The organism is Aeromicrobium ginsengisoli (assembly GCF_004134905.2).
Lineage (GTDB): Bacteria > Actinomycetota > Actinomycetes > Propionibacteriales > Nocardioidaceae > Aeromicrobium > Aeromicrobium ginsengisoli.
In genome coordinates, this window is record NZ_SDPQ02000001.1 from 90,021 (window position 1) to 104,039 (window position 14,019).

The 14,019-nt window shown below is 69.0% G+C and carries 16 protein-coding genes; 15 read left to right on the plus strand and 1 reads right to left on the minus strand.

The annotated features are described in order from the left end of the window. The first annotated feature begins 4 nt into the window (after positions 1-4). The 8 genes from ribD to ESP70_RS00520 all read left to right on the plus strand — a co-directional run bounded on the left by ribD (position 5) and on the right by ESP70_RS00520 (position 5,804). A complete protein-coding gene (gene ribD / locus ESP70_RS00480) occupies positions 5-1,042 on the plus strand; it encodes a bifunctional diaminohydroxyphosphoribosylaminopyrimidine deaminase/5-amino-6-(5-phosphoribosylamino)uracil reductase RibD (protein ID WP_149687437.1) in 1,038 nt (345 codons plus the stop codon). Next, positions 1,042-1,659, plus strand: coding sequence for a riboflavin synthase (locus ESP70_RS00485; protein ID WP_149687438.1), 618 nt, complete (start codon positions 1,042-1,044; stop codon positions 1,657-1,659). Before ribD ends, ESP70_RS00485 begins: the two co-directional genes overlap by 1 nt. After that, the gene (locus ESP70_RS00490) at positions 1,656-2,888 is read left to right on the plus strand and encodes a bifunctional 3,4-dihydroxy-2-butanone-4-phosphate synthase/GTP cyclohydrolase II (protein ID WP_149687439.1); all 1,233 of its coding nucleotides are present in this window, start codon (positions 1,656-1,658) and stop codon (positions 2,886-2,888) included. The genes ESP70_RS00485 and ESP70_RS00490 overlap by 4 nt, the downstream gene beginning before the upstream one ends. Continuing rightward, positions 2,885-3,355, plus strand: coding sequence for a 6,7-dimethyl-8-ribityllumazine synthase (ribH, locus tag ESP70_RS00495; protein WP_149687440.1), 471 nt, complete (start codon positions 2,885-2,887; stop codon positions 3,353-3,355). Before ESP70_RS00490 ends, ribH begins: the two co-directional genes overlap by 4 nt. A 386-nt stretch (positions 3,356-3,741) precedes the next feature. Beyond that, a complete protein-coding gene (locus ESP70_RS00505) occupies positions 3,742-4,005 on the plus strand; it encodes a phosphoribosyl-ATP diphosphatase (protein WP_149687441.1) in 264 nt (87 codons plus the stop codon). Positions 4,006-4,073: 68 nt separating this feature from the next. Continuing rightward, positions 4,074-4,919 (plus strand): ATP phosphoribosyltransferase, encoded by an 846-nt coding sequence (gene hisG / locus ESP70_RS00510; RefSeq protein ID WP_149687442.1) that lies wholly within the window; start codon positions 4,074-4,076, stop codon positions 4,917-4,919. Beyond that, positions 4,907-5,323 carry a PH domain-containing protein gene (locus tag ESP70_RS00515; protein WP_149687443.1) on the plus strand — a complete coding sequence of 139 codons (417 nt, stop codon included), beginning with the start codon at positions 4,907-4,909 and terminating at the stop codon, positions 5,321-5,323. Before hisG ends, ESP70_RS00515 begins: the two co-directional genes overlap by 13 nt. 22 nt (positions 5,324-5,345) lie before the next feature. After that, positions 5,346-5,804, plus strand: coding sequence for an SseB family protein (locus ESP70_RS00520; protein ID WP_149687444.1), 459 nt, complete (start codon positions 5,346-5,348; stop codon positions 5,802-5,804). 8 nt (positions 5,805-5,812) lie between these two features. On the opposite strand, the gene ESP70_RS00525 is transcribed toward ESP70_RS00520, so the two are convergent. Then, on the minus strand, positions 5,813-6,817 hold the full coding sequence (locus ESP70_RS00525; RefSeq protein WP_149687445.1) for a GNAT family N-acetyltransferase: 1,005 nt from the start codon (positions 6,815-6,817) through the stop codon (positions 5,813-5,815). A gap of 42 nt (positions 6,818-6,859) precedes the next feature. Here ESP70_RS00525 and infC point away from each other — a divergent pair, with 42 nt between their 5' ends. From infC to pheT, 7 genes are all read left to right on the plus strand, one after another. After that, positions 6,860-7,786 (plus strand): translation initiation factor IF-3, encoded by a 927-nt coding sequence (infC, locus tag ESP70_RS00530; RefSeq protein ID WP_223148574.1) that lies wholly within the window; start codon positions 6,860-6,862, stop codon positions 7,784-7,786. Beyond that, positions 7,787-7,981, plus strand: a complete 195-nt coding sequence (rpmI, locus tag ESP70_RS00535; protein ID WP_056214226.1) for a 50S ribosomal protein L35 — start codon at positions 7,787-7,789, stop codon at positions 7,979-7,981. 42 nt (positions 7,982-8,023) lie between these two features. Continuing rightward, positions 8,024-8,416, plus strand: coding sequence for a 50S ribosomal protein L20 (gene rplT / locus ESP70_RS00540; protein ID WP_056214223.1), 393 nt, complete (start codon positions 8,024-8,026; stop codon positions 8,414-8,416). A gap of 31 nt (positions 8,417-8,447) precedes the next feature. Then, the gene (locus ESP70_RS00545; protein WP_149687446.1) at positions 8,448-9,260 is read left to right on the plus strand and encodes a TrmH family RNA methyltransferase; all 813 of its coding nucleotides are present in this window, start codon (positions 8,448-8,450) and stop codon (positions 9,258-9,260) included. Between the two features lie 56 nt (positions 9,261-9,316). After that, entirely contained in the window at positions 9,317-10,357 is a 1,041-nt protein-coding gene (locus ESP70_RS00550) for a sensor histidine kinase (RefSeq protein WP_149687447.1), read from the plus strand. 73 nt (positions 10,358-10,430) lie between these two features. After that, entirely contained in the window at positions 10,431-11,534 is a 1,104-nt protein-coding gene (gene pheS / locus ESP70_RS00555) for a phenylalanine--tRNA ligase subunit alpha (protein WP_149687448.1), read from the plus strand. Beyond that, positions 11,534-14,011, plus strand: a complete 2,478-nt coding sequence (gene pheT / locus ESP70_RS00560) for a phenylalanine--tRNA ligase subunit beta (protein WP_149687449.1) — start codon at positions 11,534-11,536, stop codon at positions 14,009-14,011. The genes pheS and pheT overlap by 1 nt, the downstream gene beginning before the upstream one ends. Positions 14,012-14,019: the final 8 nt, after the last annotated feature.

The following is a 14,019-nucleotide window of genomic DNA, read 5'->3' on the forward strand; positions in this document are numbered from 1 at the left end:
ATGCATGGCAACCGACACCGAGAACAGCGCGATGCAACGCGCGCTCGACGCGGCCCGCACCGTCAGACGTACGCTGCCCAATCCGCGCGTCGGCTGCGTCCTGCTCGCGCCTGACGGCACCGAGATCGCCGTTGGCGTCCATCGAGGCGCCGGCACACCGCACGCCGAGGTCGACGCGCTCACGCAGGCTGGTGACGCCGCTCGCGGTGCCACCGCGGTCGTCACGCTCGAGCCGTGCAACCACACCGGCCGCACCGGACCCTGCGCTGAGGCGCTGATCGAGGCCGGCGTCGCCCGTGTCGTGTTCGGGCAGATCGACCCCGACCGTTCCGCCGCCGGCGGTGCCAAGACGCTGCGCGCGGCCGGCATCGAGGTCGAGCCCGGCGTGATGGCCGAGGAGGCCACCGACCTCAACGTCGAGTGGACGTTCGCGGTGACTTCGGGCCGGCCGTTCGTGACGTGGAAGTACGCCGCAACGCTCGACGGTCTCAGCGCCGCGCCCGACGGCACGAGCAAGTGGATCACGAGCGACGAGGCCCGCCGCGACGTGCAGAAGTTCCGCGCGGAGTCCGACGCGATCGTCGCCGGCACCGGTGCGGTCCTCGCCGACGATCCCCGGCTCTCGGTGCGCGACGAGAAGGACATCCCGCTCCCGTACGACCAGCAGCCTCTGCGGGTCGTGGTGGGCGAGACCAAGATCCCCAACTACTACCGGGTGTTCGACCGCGTGGCGCCGACGCTGCTGGTCCAGTCCCGTGACCCCGAGGTCGTGCTGCAGAAGCTCATCGACAACCAGATCCGGCACATCTGGCTCGAAGGCGGACCGCGCCTCGCCGGTGCGTTCTGGAACGCCGGCGTGATCGACCGCGTGATCGGCTACATCGCCCCCGCCATGCTCGGCTCCGGCCGGGCGGCACTCGAGGGCGAGGCGACGACACTGGCCGACCTGCGGCCCATCGACCTGCACGACCTGACGATGGTCGGCCCGGACATCCGCATCATCGGCACCCCCGGCCGCATGCAACGAGAGGACTTCGACTGATGTTCACCGGACTCATCGAGGAAAAGGGCACGGTCACCGCGGTCGAGGACCTGGGCGACTCCGTACGCCTGACGGTTCGCGGACCGCTGGTGGTCTCCGACGCCCAGCACGGCGACTCGATCGCGGTCAGCGGCGTGTGCCTCACCGTCATGGAGCAGGACACCGACTCGTTCGCCGCCGACGTCATGAAGGAGTCGCTCGACAAGACGTCGCTCGGCGACCTGCGGGTCGGCGACGAGGTCAACCTCGAGCGCGCGACCAGGGCGGGCGCACGACTGGGCGGGCACATCGTGCAGGGTCATGTCGACGGCACCGGGCGGATCCTCGACCGTACGCCCAGCGAGCACTGGGAGGTCGTCCGCATCGCGGTGCCGGTAGACCTGGCGAAGTATCTCGTCGACAAGGGCTCGGTGACGGTCGACGGCACGTCCCTCACGGTCGTGGAGGTCGTGGACGCCGACGAACCGTGGTTCTCGGTGTCGCTGATCCCGACGACGCTGGCCGAGACGACGCTCGGCACCAAGGGCCCGGGCGACCGGGTCAACCTCGAGGTCGACATCCTCGCCAAGTACGTCGAGCGCCTCCTGGGCGCCCGAGCAGAAGGAGCCACAGCATGACTGAGCACGAGAGCGTACGGCTCGACAGCATCGAGCGGGCGATCGAGGACTTCCGCCAGGGCAAGGCGATCGTGGTCGTCGACGACGAGGACCGCGAGAACGAGGGCGACATCATCTTCTCGGCGAGCAAGGCGACGCCCGAGCTCATGGCGTTCCTGGTCCGCTACTCCAGCGGTCTCGTGTGCGCGCCGATCACCGGTGAGATCCTCGACCGGCTCGCGATCCCGCTGATGACCCCGCACAACCGCGAGAAGATGCGCACGGCCTACACGATCTCGATCGACGCCCGCGACGGCATCACGACCGGCATCTCGGCCGCGGACCGCGCGCGCACGTGCCGGGTGCTCGCGGACTCGGCCACCGAGCCGTTCGAGCTCAACCAGCCTGGCCACATCATCCCGCTGCGGGCCAAGCCCGGGGGAGTGCTGGAGCGCGCCGGCCACACCGAGGCAGCGGTCGACTTCGCCCGCCTGGCCGGGCTGACGCCGGCCGGTGTCATCGGCGAGGTGCTCAACGACGACGGCACGCTGATGCGGGCGCCGGAGCTGCGTGAGTTCGCCGACGAGCACGGCATCGCGCTGGTCTCGATCGAGGACCTGCAGGTCTACCGCCGGCTCCACGAGTCGCAGGTCGAGCGGCTCGCGACGACACGGCTGCCCACGGAGTTCGGCACGTTCACGGCGCACGGCTACCGCGACATGATCGAGGGCTCGGAGCACATCGCGCTGGTCTACGGCGATCCCGGCACCGAGGACGTCCTGACCCGCATCCACTCCGAGTGCCTGACCGGCGACGTGTTCGGCTCCCGGCGCTGCGACTGCGGTCCCCAGCTCGAGCTCTCGATGACCGAGATCACGACGGCCGGCGCGGGCATCGTCGTCTACCTCCGCGGCCATGAGGGGCGCGGCATCGGCCTGCTGCACAAGCTGCAGGCGTACGCCCTGCAGGATGCCGGCACCGACACGGTCGACGCCAACCTGCAGCTCGGCTTCGGCGAGGACGAGCGCGACTATGCCGCCGGCGCACAGATCCTGCGCGACCTGGGCGTCACGTCGGCCCGACTGCTGACCAACAACCCCGACAAGACGATCGCCCTCGAGGCTTACGGGGTCAAGATCAGCGAGCGGCTGCCGCTGCGCATCGCGCCCAACGAGGACAGCCTGCGCTATCTGCAGACCAAGGCCGACCGCATGGGCCACGACCTTCCCGGACTAGGAGAGCTTTCATGAGCGGAGCGGGAGCACCCACGATCTTCGTCGACGGGACCGGCGCGCGCGTCGCGATCGTCGCGTCGCGCTGGCACACCGAGGTCATGGACGGCCTGATCGCCGGTGCCGAGCGCGCTCTGGCCGATGCCAAGGTCGAGGACGTCACGCTGGTCCGGGCTCCCGGATCGTTCGAGCTGCCGATCCTCTGCCAGGCGTACGCCCGTGAGGGCTACGACGCGGTCATCGCCCTCGGCGTGATCATCCGCGGTGGCACCCCGCACTTCGAGTACGTCTCGGCGGCGGCGACCGACGGCCTCAATCGCGTCGCGCTGGACACCGGAGTCCCGATCGGCTTCGGGTTGTTGACGTGCGACGACGAGGCGCAGGCGCTCGACCGCGCGGGCCTGCCCGACAGCCACGAGGACAAGGGCCGCGAGGCTGTCGAGGCCGCGCTGTCCGCGTGGAACGTCCTGCGCACGCTCGGCTGACGACGAGCGGGCGCAGGACGATCCGCGTGGTTGGGGGCGATCAGGCGCGTACTCGGTCGTAGGCCAGGGACAGGACGCCGTCGCCGTTGGCGGTGTTGGCCAGGACCCATGCGCCTGCACGGGCAGCCCTTCGTCGAAGAGGCGTGCTCCGTAGCCCCGGTCGCGCGGGTCGGCGTCAGCCTGGTCGGCGACGGCCGGCCAGAACCCCATGAAGCCCTCGGCGTTGTTGCGGCCGAGCAGGGCCGTCGTCGCCGGCTCCCAGAGACCGGTCACGTGGTCGCGTGCGATTCCTGTCAAGGAATATGACGATGTTTCTGAATCCGAGCCTGTCTCGCTCGTGGTCCTGCGAACCATGCGCTGGGGGACCGCCGATAGACTGCTCCGCGATGAAGACCTTCGATGAACTCTTCGCCGAGCTGTCCGACAAGGCAGCCAACCGCCCTGAGGGCTCGCGCACCGTCGCCGAGCTCGATGCCGGCGTGCACGCGATCGGCAAGAAGCTCGTCGAGGAAGCGGCCGAGTCGTGGATGGCGGCGGAGCACGAAGGCGCCGAGCGCGCCGCCGAGGAGCTCAGCCAGCTGCTCTACCACGCCCAGGTCATGATGATCGCCCGCGGCATCACGCTCGACGACGTCTACGCGCATCTGTGACGGATCGGCCCTTCGGCGCCGTTCCGTGCCTTCGAGTCCCGTCACAGAACTCCTGAGAAGAGAAGTCCATGCTCAAGATCGCCGTACCCAACAAGGGCGCCCTCGCCGAGTCCGCCGCACAGATGCTGACCGAGGCCGGCTACCACCAACGCCGCAACACCAAGGATCTCGTCACGCTCGACCCTGACAACGACGTCGAGTTCTTCTACCTCCGTCCCCGCGACATCGCGATCTACGTGGGGGAGGGCACGCTCGACGTCGGCATCACCGGCCGCGACCTGCTGCTCGACTCCGGCGCCAAGGCCGCGGAGAACATCTCGCTCGGCTTCGGCGCCTCGACGTTCCGCTTCGCCGCGCCGATCGGTGCGATGTCGTCGATCGCCGACCTCGCGGGGTCGCGGATCGCGACGTCCTACCCGGGCATCGTGCAGCCCTACCTCGCGGAGCGTGGCATCAGTGCTGATGTCGTACGCCTCGACGGCGCTGTCGAGTCGTCCGTACGCCTTGGAGTCGCTGACGCGATCGCCGACGTCGTCGAGACCGGCAGCACGCTGAAGCAGGCCGACCTCGAGGTGTTCGGCGAGCCGATCCTGTCCTCCGAGGCGGTGCTGATCACTCGCCGCGATGCCCCGGAGCCCGAGGGATTCGCGGTCTTCAAGCGCCGCATCGACAGCGTCCTGGTCGCGCGGACGTACATCATGATGGATTACGACATCCGGGTCGACCAGGTCGAGCGGGCCGTCGAACTGACCCCCGGCATCGAGTCGCCGACCGTCTCGCCGCTTCATCGTGAAGGGTGGGTCGCCGTGCGCTCGATGGTGCCGCGCGACGCCGCCCAGAAGGTCATGGACTCGCTCTTCGAGATCGGCGCCCGAGGCATCCTCGTGACGGACATCCTGGCGTGCCGGATCTGAGGACGTTCCGCCCCGGCGGAGCCCGCGTCGTCGCTTACGCCGTTGGCGTCATCATGCTGGTCATCACCGTGGTGATCGGCTTGGCGCTGCCGGACGACATCTCGTTCACGGTCGCCGAGGACATCACGCTGTGGCTCATCATCATCGCCGTGCTGGTGTTCCTGCACGGCATCGGCCGCAGCTTCGTGCGCGCTGATGACGACGGCGTCGAGGTGCTCAACGGCTACCGGCACCACCGCATCCCGTGGTCGGACATCCAGGGCTTTGCGATGGGCAGCGGCGCTCCGTGGCCGACGCTGGTCACGAACGACGACGAGCGGGTCATGCTGTTCGCCATCCAAGGCTCCGACGGCGGGTACGCGCGCGAGGCCGTCGCCTACCTGCGCAGCCGGGTGCCGTCATGACCGAGCGAAGCGAGGCCATCGCATGACACATGACCGAACGCTCGCGAGTCCGCAGTTCCCCGGTGACGACGGATCGGTGGATCCGGCCCTGGCTGAGGCGTTCGGCGACGACGTGGCAGTGCTCGCCGCGCTGGCCGACGCCCGGGTGTTCGTCCCGATCATCGCGTTGCTCGGCGAGGTGCCGGCCGAGGGCGACAAGAACGCCGACATGGCTGCGGTCCTGATGACCGGCGCCGACGGCCGGCAGGCGCTGCTGGCGTTCAGCAGCATCGCGTCGATGGCCGTCTGGGACGCACAGGCCCGCCCGGTGCCGATCCTGGGCCGCGACGCCGCCCGGGCGACGCTCGACGAGGGCGCGGCGGCGATCCTGCTCGACCTCGGCAGCCCGACGTTCACGGTCGTCGAGACCGACGACGTCGGACACCTCGCTGCGGGCCACCGACTCGTCCAAAGCGCGGCCGGGCCCGCCTGGCTCGCTTGACGCGAAGGTCAGCCGGCGGCGATCGAGCGTACGGCTGACAGCGGCACCGTGATGTGGACGTTGCCGTCGTGCCGCTCGACCCGGGCGACGAACCCGGCGTTGCCGACCGTCCGGAGCAGCTTGTCGTTGGAACCCTCGGTGATGAACGTCAGACGGGGAGCGCCGTGCGACTTGGCCCGGCCGGCGGCCTGCTTGACCAGCATCGTGCCGAGGCCCTGGCCCTGCCACGCGTCCTCGACGAGGAGCTGGAACGTCCAGACGGTGTCGAGCGCCTCGAGCACGCCGTGGCCGACGACATCGAGGCCGACCTGCACGACCAGCGCGACACCGGACTCGGGCGACACGAGACGACGCGCCATCCGCGTCGTCATCGGCATGCGCAGCGGCACCTGGTAGCGGTTGTAGAGCGTCTCGACGCTGCATCGAGCGTGCAGGGCGGCGACCGCCTCGATGTCGGCGAGCGTCGCCTCGCGCACCATCGGCACCTGCTGGCGCGGCGAGGGGGAGATCAGCGGCGTCTCGTAGCCAGCATCGCTCACGAGTGACAGCAGAGCCTGGGCGCGGGCCCGCTCGACCGAGGTGAACGGGATCGCGCGGCTGATGCGCAGCACCGATCCGTTGCGGCGGGTCAGGTCGAGCACGTCGTGGCCGCGATAGTCGGCGACGTCCGGCGGCTCAGTCTCGAGCAGCTCCCGCAGGACTTCCTCGGCGTCGCGGCCTTCCTCGAGGACCTCGTGCACGCCCCGGAGGTAGCGCGTCGGTGCGTCGATCAGCGAGTCGTCGCTGACCCGTGTGGCGGAGACCTGTGCGCCGCCGGCCTCCTCGAACAGCTCGGCGAGCTGGACGTCGCCCCAGCCTTCGGGCGCGCTGACGATGAACTCGTCGGTGACGCGCGGGCTCGTGGGGAAGACCTGCATGCCGAGAATGTTGACCCCGGAGCGTCCGCACGCCAGAGCGATCTCGGCCAGGATCCCCGGCCGGTCGGCGAGTGTCGTGCGGATGCGCCAGAGCATGGTGTCAGCCTGACCCACCAAGTTTTCCACACCGGGTCGCCCATGTTTCGGCGAGGGAAAGTCCGGGTTTGGTGGATAAACGACTGCGCTGATAACCTTGAAGGCGAAGTGGAGGTCCACCTCCCACCTGCTTGGTCCTTGACCTTGGGGTTACGCCGGTTCATCGAGCATCAACGAACTGGCCGACGGCGTCATTCCTGCGGGAATACGCCACTGGTGGCTTCCGTTTTGTACGGGGGCCATTTTTTCTTGGCCTCCCACACGATCTCAGGAGGATCCATCACCACAGAGCTGCGCGTCAACGACCGAATCCGCGTTCCCGAAGTACGCCTCGTCGGTCCTGGCGGTGAACAGGTGGGCATCGTCCGTATTGAGGATGCCCTGCGACTGGCAGCGGAAGCTGATCTCGATCTTGTCGAGGTGGCTCCGACCGCTCGCCCGCCCGTCTGCCGTCTCATGGACTACGGCAAGTTCAAGTACGAGACCGCACAGAAGGCACGCGAGTCACGCCGCAACCAGACCAACACCATCATCAAAGAGATGAAGTTGCGTCCGAAGATCGACCAGCACGACTACGACACCAAAAAGGGTCACGTCGTCCGATTCCTCAAGGCTGGCGACAAGGTCAAGATCACCATCATGTTCCGCGGACGCGAGCAGCACCGACCCGAGCTGGGCTACCGGCTGCTGCAGCGCCTCGCCGCTGACGTCGAGGACCTCGGTTTCATCGAGTCCAACGCCCGTCAGGACGGCCGCAACATGACGATGGTGCTCGGCCCGCACAAGAAGAAGTCCGAAGCCCAGGCCGAGGTCAAGGCCGAGAAGGTCAAGACCACGGCAGCCAAGGCCGCCGAGAAGGATGCCGAAGCCGCCGAGGTCAAGGCACACCGCGAAGCCGCCCAGAAGACTGCAACACCCAAGAAGCCACGTCGGCGTTCTGAGAACCTCGACCCAGACATGGAGGCATAAATGCCGAAGTTCAAGCCCCACTCGGGGATGAAGAAGCGCGTCAAGGTCACGGGCAGCGGCAAGCTGCGCCGCGAGCAGACCAACCGCCGCCACCTGCTCGAGGTCAAGTCCTCCTCGCGCAAGCGCCGTCTCGAAGGTTCGACCGACGTCGCCAAGGCTGACGTCAAGCGCGTGAAGAAGATGCTCGGTCTCTGACCGCGCCCCCCGACATACCGAAATACTTGAAGGAGAACTGAGATGGCACGCGTCAAGCGCTCTGTCAATGCACAGAAGAAGCGCCGCCAGACACTGGAGCGCGCTGCGGGCTACCGCGGTCAGCGTTCGCGGCTCTACCGCAAGGCCAAGGAGCAGGTCACCCACTCGCTGGTCTACAGCTACCGTGACCGCAAGGCCAAGAAGGGCGACTTCCGTCGTCTCTGGATCCAGCGCATCAACGCTGCCGTCCGCGCCGAAGGCATGACCTACAACCGTTTCATCCAGGGCCTCAAGGCCGCGGGTGTCGAGGTCGACCGCAAGATCCTCGCCGAGCTCGCGGTTCACGAGCCGGCGGCGTTCTCCGCGCTCGTCCAGACCGCGAAGGACAACCTTCCGGCTGACGTCAACGCACCCAAGGACGGCGCCGCGGCCTGACCGCGACACCGCCCGAGCTGAAATTCACGTGGTGGCGAGTACGCCCGGTGAGCTCACCGTCCGCTCAGGACGGGTGAAGCACACCCGGCGGCTCGCCACTCGTGCGTTCCGGGCCGAGACCGGCGAGTTCCTCGCCGAAGGCCCCCAGGCCGTACGCGAGGCGCTCACCGTGCCGGACGCGACCGTCGAGGTCTTCGCGACCGCGACGGGCACCGCGCAGCACACCGATCTCGTCGATGCGGCCGAAGCCCTGGACGTGCCCTGGCACGTCGTGACCGACGACGTCGTCGAGTCGATCGCCGACACCGTGCAGCCGCAAGGTGTGGTCGCGCGATGCCGGATCCCGGCGGCGTCGCTCGACTCCCTGCTGGCGACGGATCCGACCTTTCTCGTGGTCTGCGCCGACATCCGCGATCCCGGCAACGCCGGCGCGGTCATCCGGTGCGCCGACGCGGCGGGTGCGCAGGGCGTGGTGTTCGTCGGCGACAGCGTCGACCCCTACAACCCCAAGTCCGTACGCGCGACAGTCGGCAGCGTCTTCCACCTTCCCGTCGTGACGGAGCGCGATGTCGCCGCCACGCTCGCGCGCCTCCAGGGTCTTGGTCTGCAGGTGCTCGCGGCTGACGGCGGGGGAGACGTGAGCCTGTTCGCCGACGACCTCGACCTCGCGCAGCCGACGGCGTGGCTCATGGGCAACGAGGCGTGGGGTCTGCCGGCTGCCACCCGCTCGCTCGCCGACCGGGTCGTCTCGGTGCCGATCTACGGTCGTGCCGAGAGCCTCAACCTCGCCACGGCGGCCGCCGTGTGCCTCTACGCGTCGGCCCGCGCCCGTTCGACTGGGTGAAGATGTGACGGGGTTGGGTCGTCCGAAATGGTCCGTTGGTACTACATTCAGGGCTCATGGACTTCGACGACTTCCCGGACGGCGTCATCGTCGCCGGCCCGGACGGCAAGGTCCTGTACGTCAATGAGCGCATCCGCGTCATGGCGCGTGCCGAGGGCGACGAGATGCTCGGCATGCATCTCAGCGAGGCCGTGCCGTTCGACGACCTGAGCGGCAACTCCTGGTACGACACCACCCGGCCCTACGACGGCATCGCCACCCGCAAGCGCATCTCGGAGCAGGCGTGGTGGTCGCCCAAGGGCAGCGAGTACCTCATCACCGCGTCGCTCGTCCGCGAGCGCCCGGCCGGCCCGGTCAGCCAGGTCGTCGTGAGCGTCCGCAACGCGCGGATCCGCAACCAGCGCGACCGGGAGCGGTCCGACCTCGTCGCGACGGTGGCGCACGAGCTGCGCTCGCCGCTGACCGGCATCAAGGGATTCACCTCGACGCTGCTGACGAAGTGGGACAAGTTCTCCGAAGAACAGCGTCAATTCATGCTCGAGACGGTCGACGCCGACGCCGACCGGCTCAGCCGGCTCATCACCGAGCTGCTGGACGCTGCCCGCATCGACGCGGGCCGGCTCACCCTCAAGCGCGGGCCGGTCAAGCTCGACGAGATCGTCCGGCACGTGCTGACGAATGTGTCCGGTGGCGCGGCGGAGCCGTTCGAGATCTGCATCGGCGACGACCTCGACCTCATCTGGGGCGACAGTGACCGAATCACGCAGGTCGTCACCAACCTCGTGGAGAACGCGATGCGCCACGGCTTCGGTCTGCGTGAGCTCGCCGTGCAGAACGTGCCGGGGGCCGGCGGCGAGGGCGGGGTCTCCCTCGAGGTGCACGACAACGGCCCCGGAATCCCAGAGGAGATGCGCCAGCGCGTCTTCAGCCGCTTTTGGCGGGCCGGACCCGGTGCCGGCAGCGGGCTGGGGATGTACATCGTGCGAGGCATCGTCGAGGAGCACGGCGGCAAGATCGACATCGGCGACGCCGAGGGCGGCGGCGCGTTGATCAGCGTCTGGTTCCCGATCAACGAGCCCGACACGATGACCGACTGACCAGCACCGTTCACTAGACTGACCACTGGTCCCGACGAGTCCGGGAACCGCTCCGTCGAAAGTCAGGTCTGCTGTGTCCGCGCCCAATTCCTCGTACGACCCTGTGGAGGTCACTCCGTTGAACGCCGAAGAGGTCGAGCGCGTACGCGATGAGGCGCTTGCGGCGATCGTAGCGGCCGACACGTTGGACGCCCTGAAGCAGGTGCGCATCGACCACGCGGGCGACCGGTCGCCGTTGGCGCTGGCCAACCGCGAGATCGGCGCGCTGCCACCGCAGGCCCGCAAGGACGCCGGCCAGCGCGTCGGCCAGGCGCGTGGGGCGATCAACCAGGCGCTCGCCGCCAAGACCGCCGAGGTCGAGGCGGCTGAAGAGGAGCGCGCACTGGTCACCGAGGCCGTCGACGTGACGCTGCCGTGGGACATCGAGCCCGTCGGCGCCCGCCACCCGATCACGACGCTGTCCGAGCACATCGCCGACATCTTCGTCGCGATGGGCTGGGAGATCGCCGAAGGACCCGAGGTCGAGGCCGAGTGGCTCAACTTCGACGCTCTCAACCTGGGCCCCGACCACCCGGCCCGCACGATGCAGGACACGTTCTGGGTGACCCCCGAGCGCGCCGCGATGGTGCTGCGCACGCACACCTCACCGGTGCAGGCCCGCACGATGCTCACCCGCGAACCCCCGATCTACATCGCCTGCCCGGGTCGGGTCTTCCGCACCGACGAGCTCGACGCGACGCACTCGCCGGTGTTCCACCAGGTCGAGGGTCTCGCGATCGACGAGGGTCTCTCGATGGGTCACCTCAAGGGCACGCTCGACCACTTCGCCCAGGCGATCTACGGCGATGGCATGACGACGCGCTTCCGCCCGTCCTACTTCCCGTTCACCGAGCCCAGCGCCGAGATGGACCTGCTCTGCTACGTCTGCCACAACGAGCCTGACGCCGTCGCCGACTGCCGTACGTGCAAGGGCGAGGGCTGGGTCGAGTGGGGCGGCTGCGGCGTCGTCAACCCGCGCGTGCTCGTCGCGTGCGGCGTCGACCCGGAGCGCTACTCGGGCTTCGCGTTCGGCATCGGCATCGACCGGACGATCACCTCCCGCTACGACATCGCGGACCTGCGCGACCTGTTCGACGGCGACATCCGTTTCACCCAGCCTTTCGGAGTTGAGCTGTAGTGCGCGTACCAGTTGAGTGGCTTCGGGAGCTCGTGAAGCTGCCGGAAGACGTCACGACCGAGGAGCTGGCTGCACGCCTGACGCAGTTCGACCTCAAGCTCGAGGAGATCATCTCGTCCGGCATCAGCGGTCCGCTGGTCGTCGGCCGGGTGCTCTCGCTGGTCAAGGAGCCGCAGAAGAACGGCAAGACCATCAACTGGTGCCGGGTCGACGTCGGTCCGGAGCACAACGACGCCGACGGCGCTCGCGGCATCGTCTGCGGTGCCCACAACTTCGTCGAGGGCGACCTGGTCGTCGTGTCCCTGCCCGGCACGGTGCTGCCGGCTCTGGGCTTCGAGATCACGGCTCGCAAGACGTACGGGCACGTGTCCGACGGCATGATCTGCTCGAGCGCGGAGCTCGGGCTTCCGGGCGATGCCAGCGGCATCATCGTGCTGGACGCCGACTCGGCCACGCCCGGCGACGACGCCATCGCGCTGCTCGGACTGGGTGACGAGATCCTCGATCTCGAGGTCAACCCGGACCGCGGCTACGCGCTGTCGATGCGCGGCGTCGGACGCGACACCGCCCTGGCGTACGAGCTGGAGTTCGCCGATCCGGCCAATATCGAGGTGACCGGCACGGGGGAGGGCTATCCCATACGCGTCGAGGACGCGGAGGCGTGCCCGGTCTTCGCGGCGCGGGCGGTGACTGGGTTCGACCCGACGCGTCCGACTCCGCCGTGGATGGCGAAGCGCATCGAGCAGGCCGGCATGCGCTCGATCTCGCTGGCGGTCGACGTCACCAACTACGTCATGCTCGAGATCGGCCACCCGATCCACGGTTTCGATCTCTCGAGCCTGCGGGGACCGATCGTGGTCCGCCGGGCGACCGAGGGCGAGAAGCTCACGACCCTGGACGGCGTCGTGCGTACGTTGTCGGCCGACGACACCGTGGTCACCGACGATCGCGGACCGATCAGCCTCGCCGGTGTCATGGGCGGTGCCGAGACCGAGCTTTCAGACACGACGACCGACATCCTCATCGAGGCGGCGCACTGGAAGGCGCCGATGATCGCCCGCACGGCGCGGCTCCACAAGCTGCCGTCCGAGGCGTCCAAGCGCTATGAGCGTGGCGTCGACCCCGAGCTCCCGGCGCGAGCGACCCAGCGGGTGGCCGACCTGCTCGCCGAGCTCGGCGGCGGCACGATCGAGGCTGGGCTCACCGTCGTCGGCTCGCCGGCACCGCGCCCCGCCGTCGAGATGTCCGTGCACCTGCCGACCCGGGTGTCGGGCGTCGACATCGACCCCGCCACCGTGGTCGAGGCGCTCGAGGGCAACGGCTGCGAGGTTGCGCTCGACCACGAGTCGCTGGCCGCCACCCCGCCGAGCTGGCGGTTCGACCTCAACGACCCCAACGACCTCGTCGAAGAGGTGCTGCGCGTCGTGGGCTACGACCAGGTGCCCTCGGTCGTGCCGGTCGCACCCGCGGGGCGCGGCCTGACGACGGCGCAGAAGCTGCGCCGTCGCGTCGGCAATGTCCTCGCGGGCGACGGGCTGATCGAGGTCAAGACCTTCCCGTTCGCGGGCGCTGCGGACTTCGACCGCCTCGGCCTGCCCGCCGACGACCTGCGCCGGCGCCAGGTGCTCCTGGAGAACCCGCTGTCCGCGGAGGAGCCGGGCATGACGACGACCCTGCTCACGGGTCTGCTGCGCAGTCTTGTGCTCAACCTCGGCCGTGGCCACGCCGACGTCCACATCACCGAGACCGGGCGGGTGTTCCTGCCGAAGTCCGACGACGCCGAGGCGCCGATCTACGGTGTCGACCGCCGGCCCACCGACGACGAGATCGCGGTGTTCGAGGCGGCCCTGCCGGACCAGCCGCATCACGTGGGGCTGGTCATGAGCGGCGAGCGCGTGCGCACGGGTTGGGCCGGACCCGGGCGCCGGGCCACTTGGGCCGACGCGGTTGCGATCGTGCAGCACGTCGCGGACGAGCTGCACGTGGACGTCGAGGTGCAGCAGGCGCACGTCATGCCGTGGCACCCCGGACGATGCGCCGCGATCGTGGTCGCAGGCGTGGTGATCGGCCACGCCGGCGAGCTGCACCCGCGAGTCCTCAAGGCGTACGGGCTGCCGGCTCGCGTGGTCGCCGCCGAGATCGATCTCGACGCGTTGATCGCCGCATCTCCCGAGATCGGCCCGCGCCCCGACTTCTCGTCGTTCCCGGTCGCCAAGGAGGACCTCGCGCTGATCGTCGACGACGAGGTCCCGGCTGCCTCGGTGCAGCGGGTCCTGGCCGGGGCGAGCGCGTTGATCGAGTCCGTGCGACTGTTCGACGTCTACTCCGGTGACCAGGTGCCGGATGGCAAGAAGTCCCTGGCGTTCGCGCTGCGGCTCCGCGCTCCCGACCGCACCCTGACCGACGACGACATCAAGGGCGCGCGTGAGGCTGCGGTCGCGGCCGCCGGATCACTCGGCGCTGCACTGCGCGTGTGACGCGAACG

Coding starts and splice junctions, on each gene's coding strand:
- ESP70_RS00490 (WP_149687439.1), top strand. CDS start 1,656: ATGACTGAGCACGAGAGCGTACGGCTCGACAGCATCGAGCGGGCGATC.
- ESP70_RS00550 (WP_149687447.1), top strand. CDS start 9,317: ATGGACTTCGACGACTTCCCGGACGGCGTCATCGTCGCCGGCCCGGAC.
- ESP70_RS00485 (WP_149687438.1), top strand. CDS start 1,042: ATGTTCACCGGACTCATCGAGGAAAAGGGCACGGTCACCGCGGTCGAG.
- infC (WP_223148574.1), top strand. CDS start 6,860: ATGTTTCGGCGAGGGAAAGTCCGGGTTTGGTGGATAAACGACTGCGCT.
- ESP70_RS00520 (WP_149687444.1), top strand. CDS start 5,346: ATGACACATGACCGAACGCTCGCGAGTCCGCAGTTCCCCGGTGACGAC.
- rpmI (WP_056214226.1), top strand. CDS start 7,787: ATGCCGAAGTTCAAGCCCCACTCGGGGATGAAGAAGCGCGTCAAGGTC.
- ESP70_RS00525 (WP_149687445.1), bottom strand. CDS start 6,817: ATGCTCTGGCGCATCCGCACGACACTCGCCGACCGGCCGGGGATCCTG.
- ribD (WP_149687437.1), top strand. CDS start 5: ATGGCAACCGACACCGAGAACAGCGCGATGCAACGCGCGCTCGACGCG.
- rplT (WP_056214223.1), top strand. CDS start 8,024: ATGGCACGCGTCAAGCGCTCTGTCAATGCACAGAAGAAGCGCCGCCAG.
- ribH (WP_149687440.1), top strand. CDS start 2,885: ATGAGCGGAGCGGGAGCACCCACGATCTTCGTCGACGGGACCGGCGCG.
- ESP70_RS00505 (WP_149687441.1), top strand. CDS start 3,742: ATGAAGACCTTCGATGAACTCTTCGCCGAGCTGTCCGACAAGGCAGCC.
- hisG (WP_149687442.1), top strand. CDS start 4,074: ATGCTCAAGATCGCCGTACCCAACAAGGGCGCCCTCGCCGAGTCCGCC.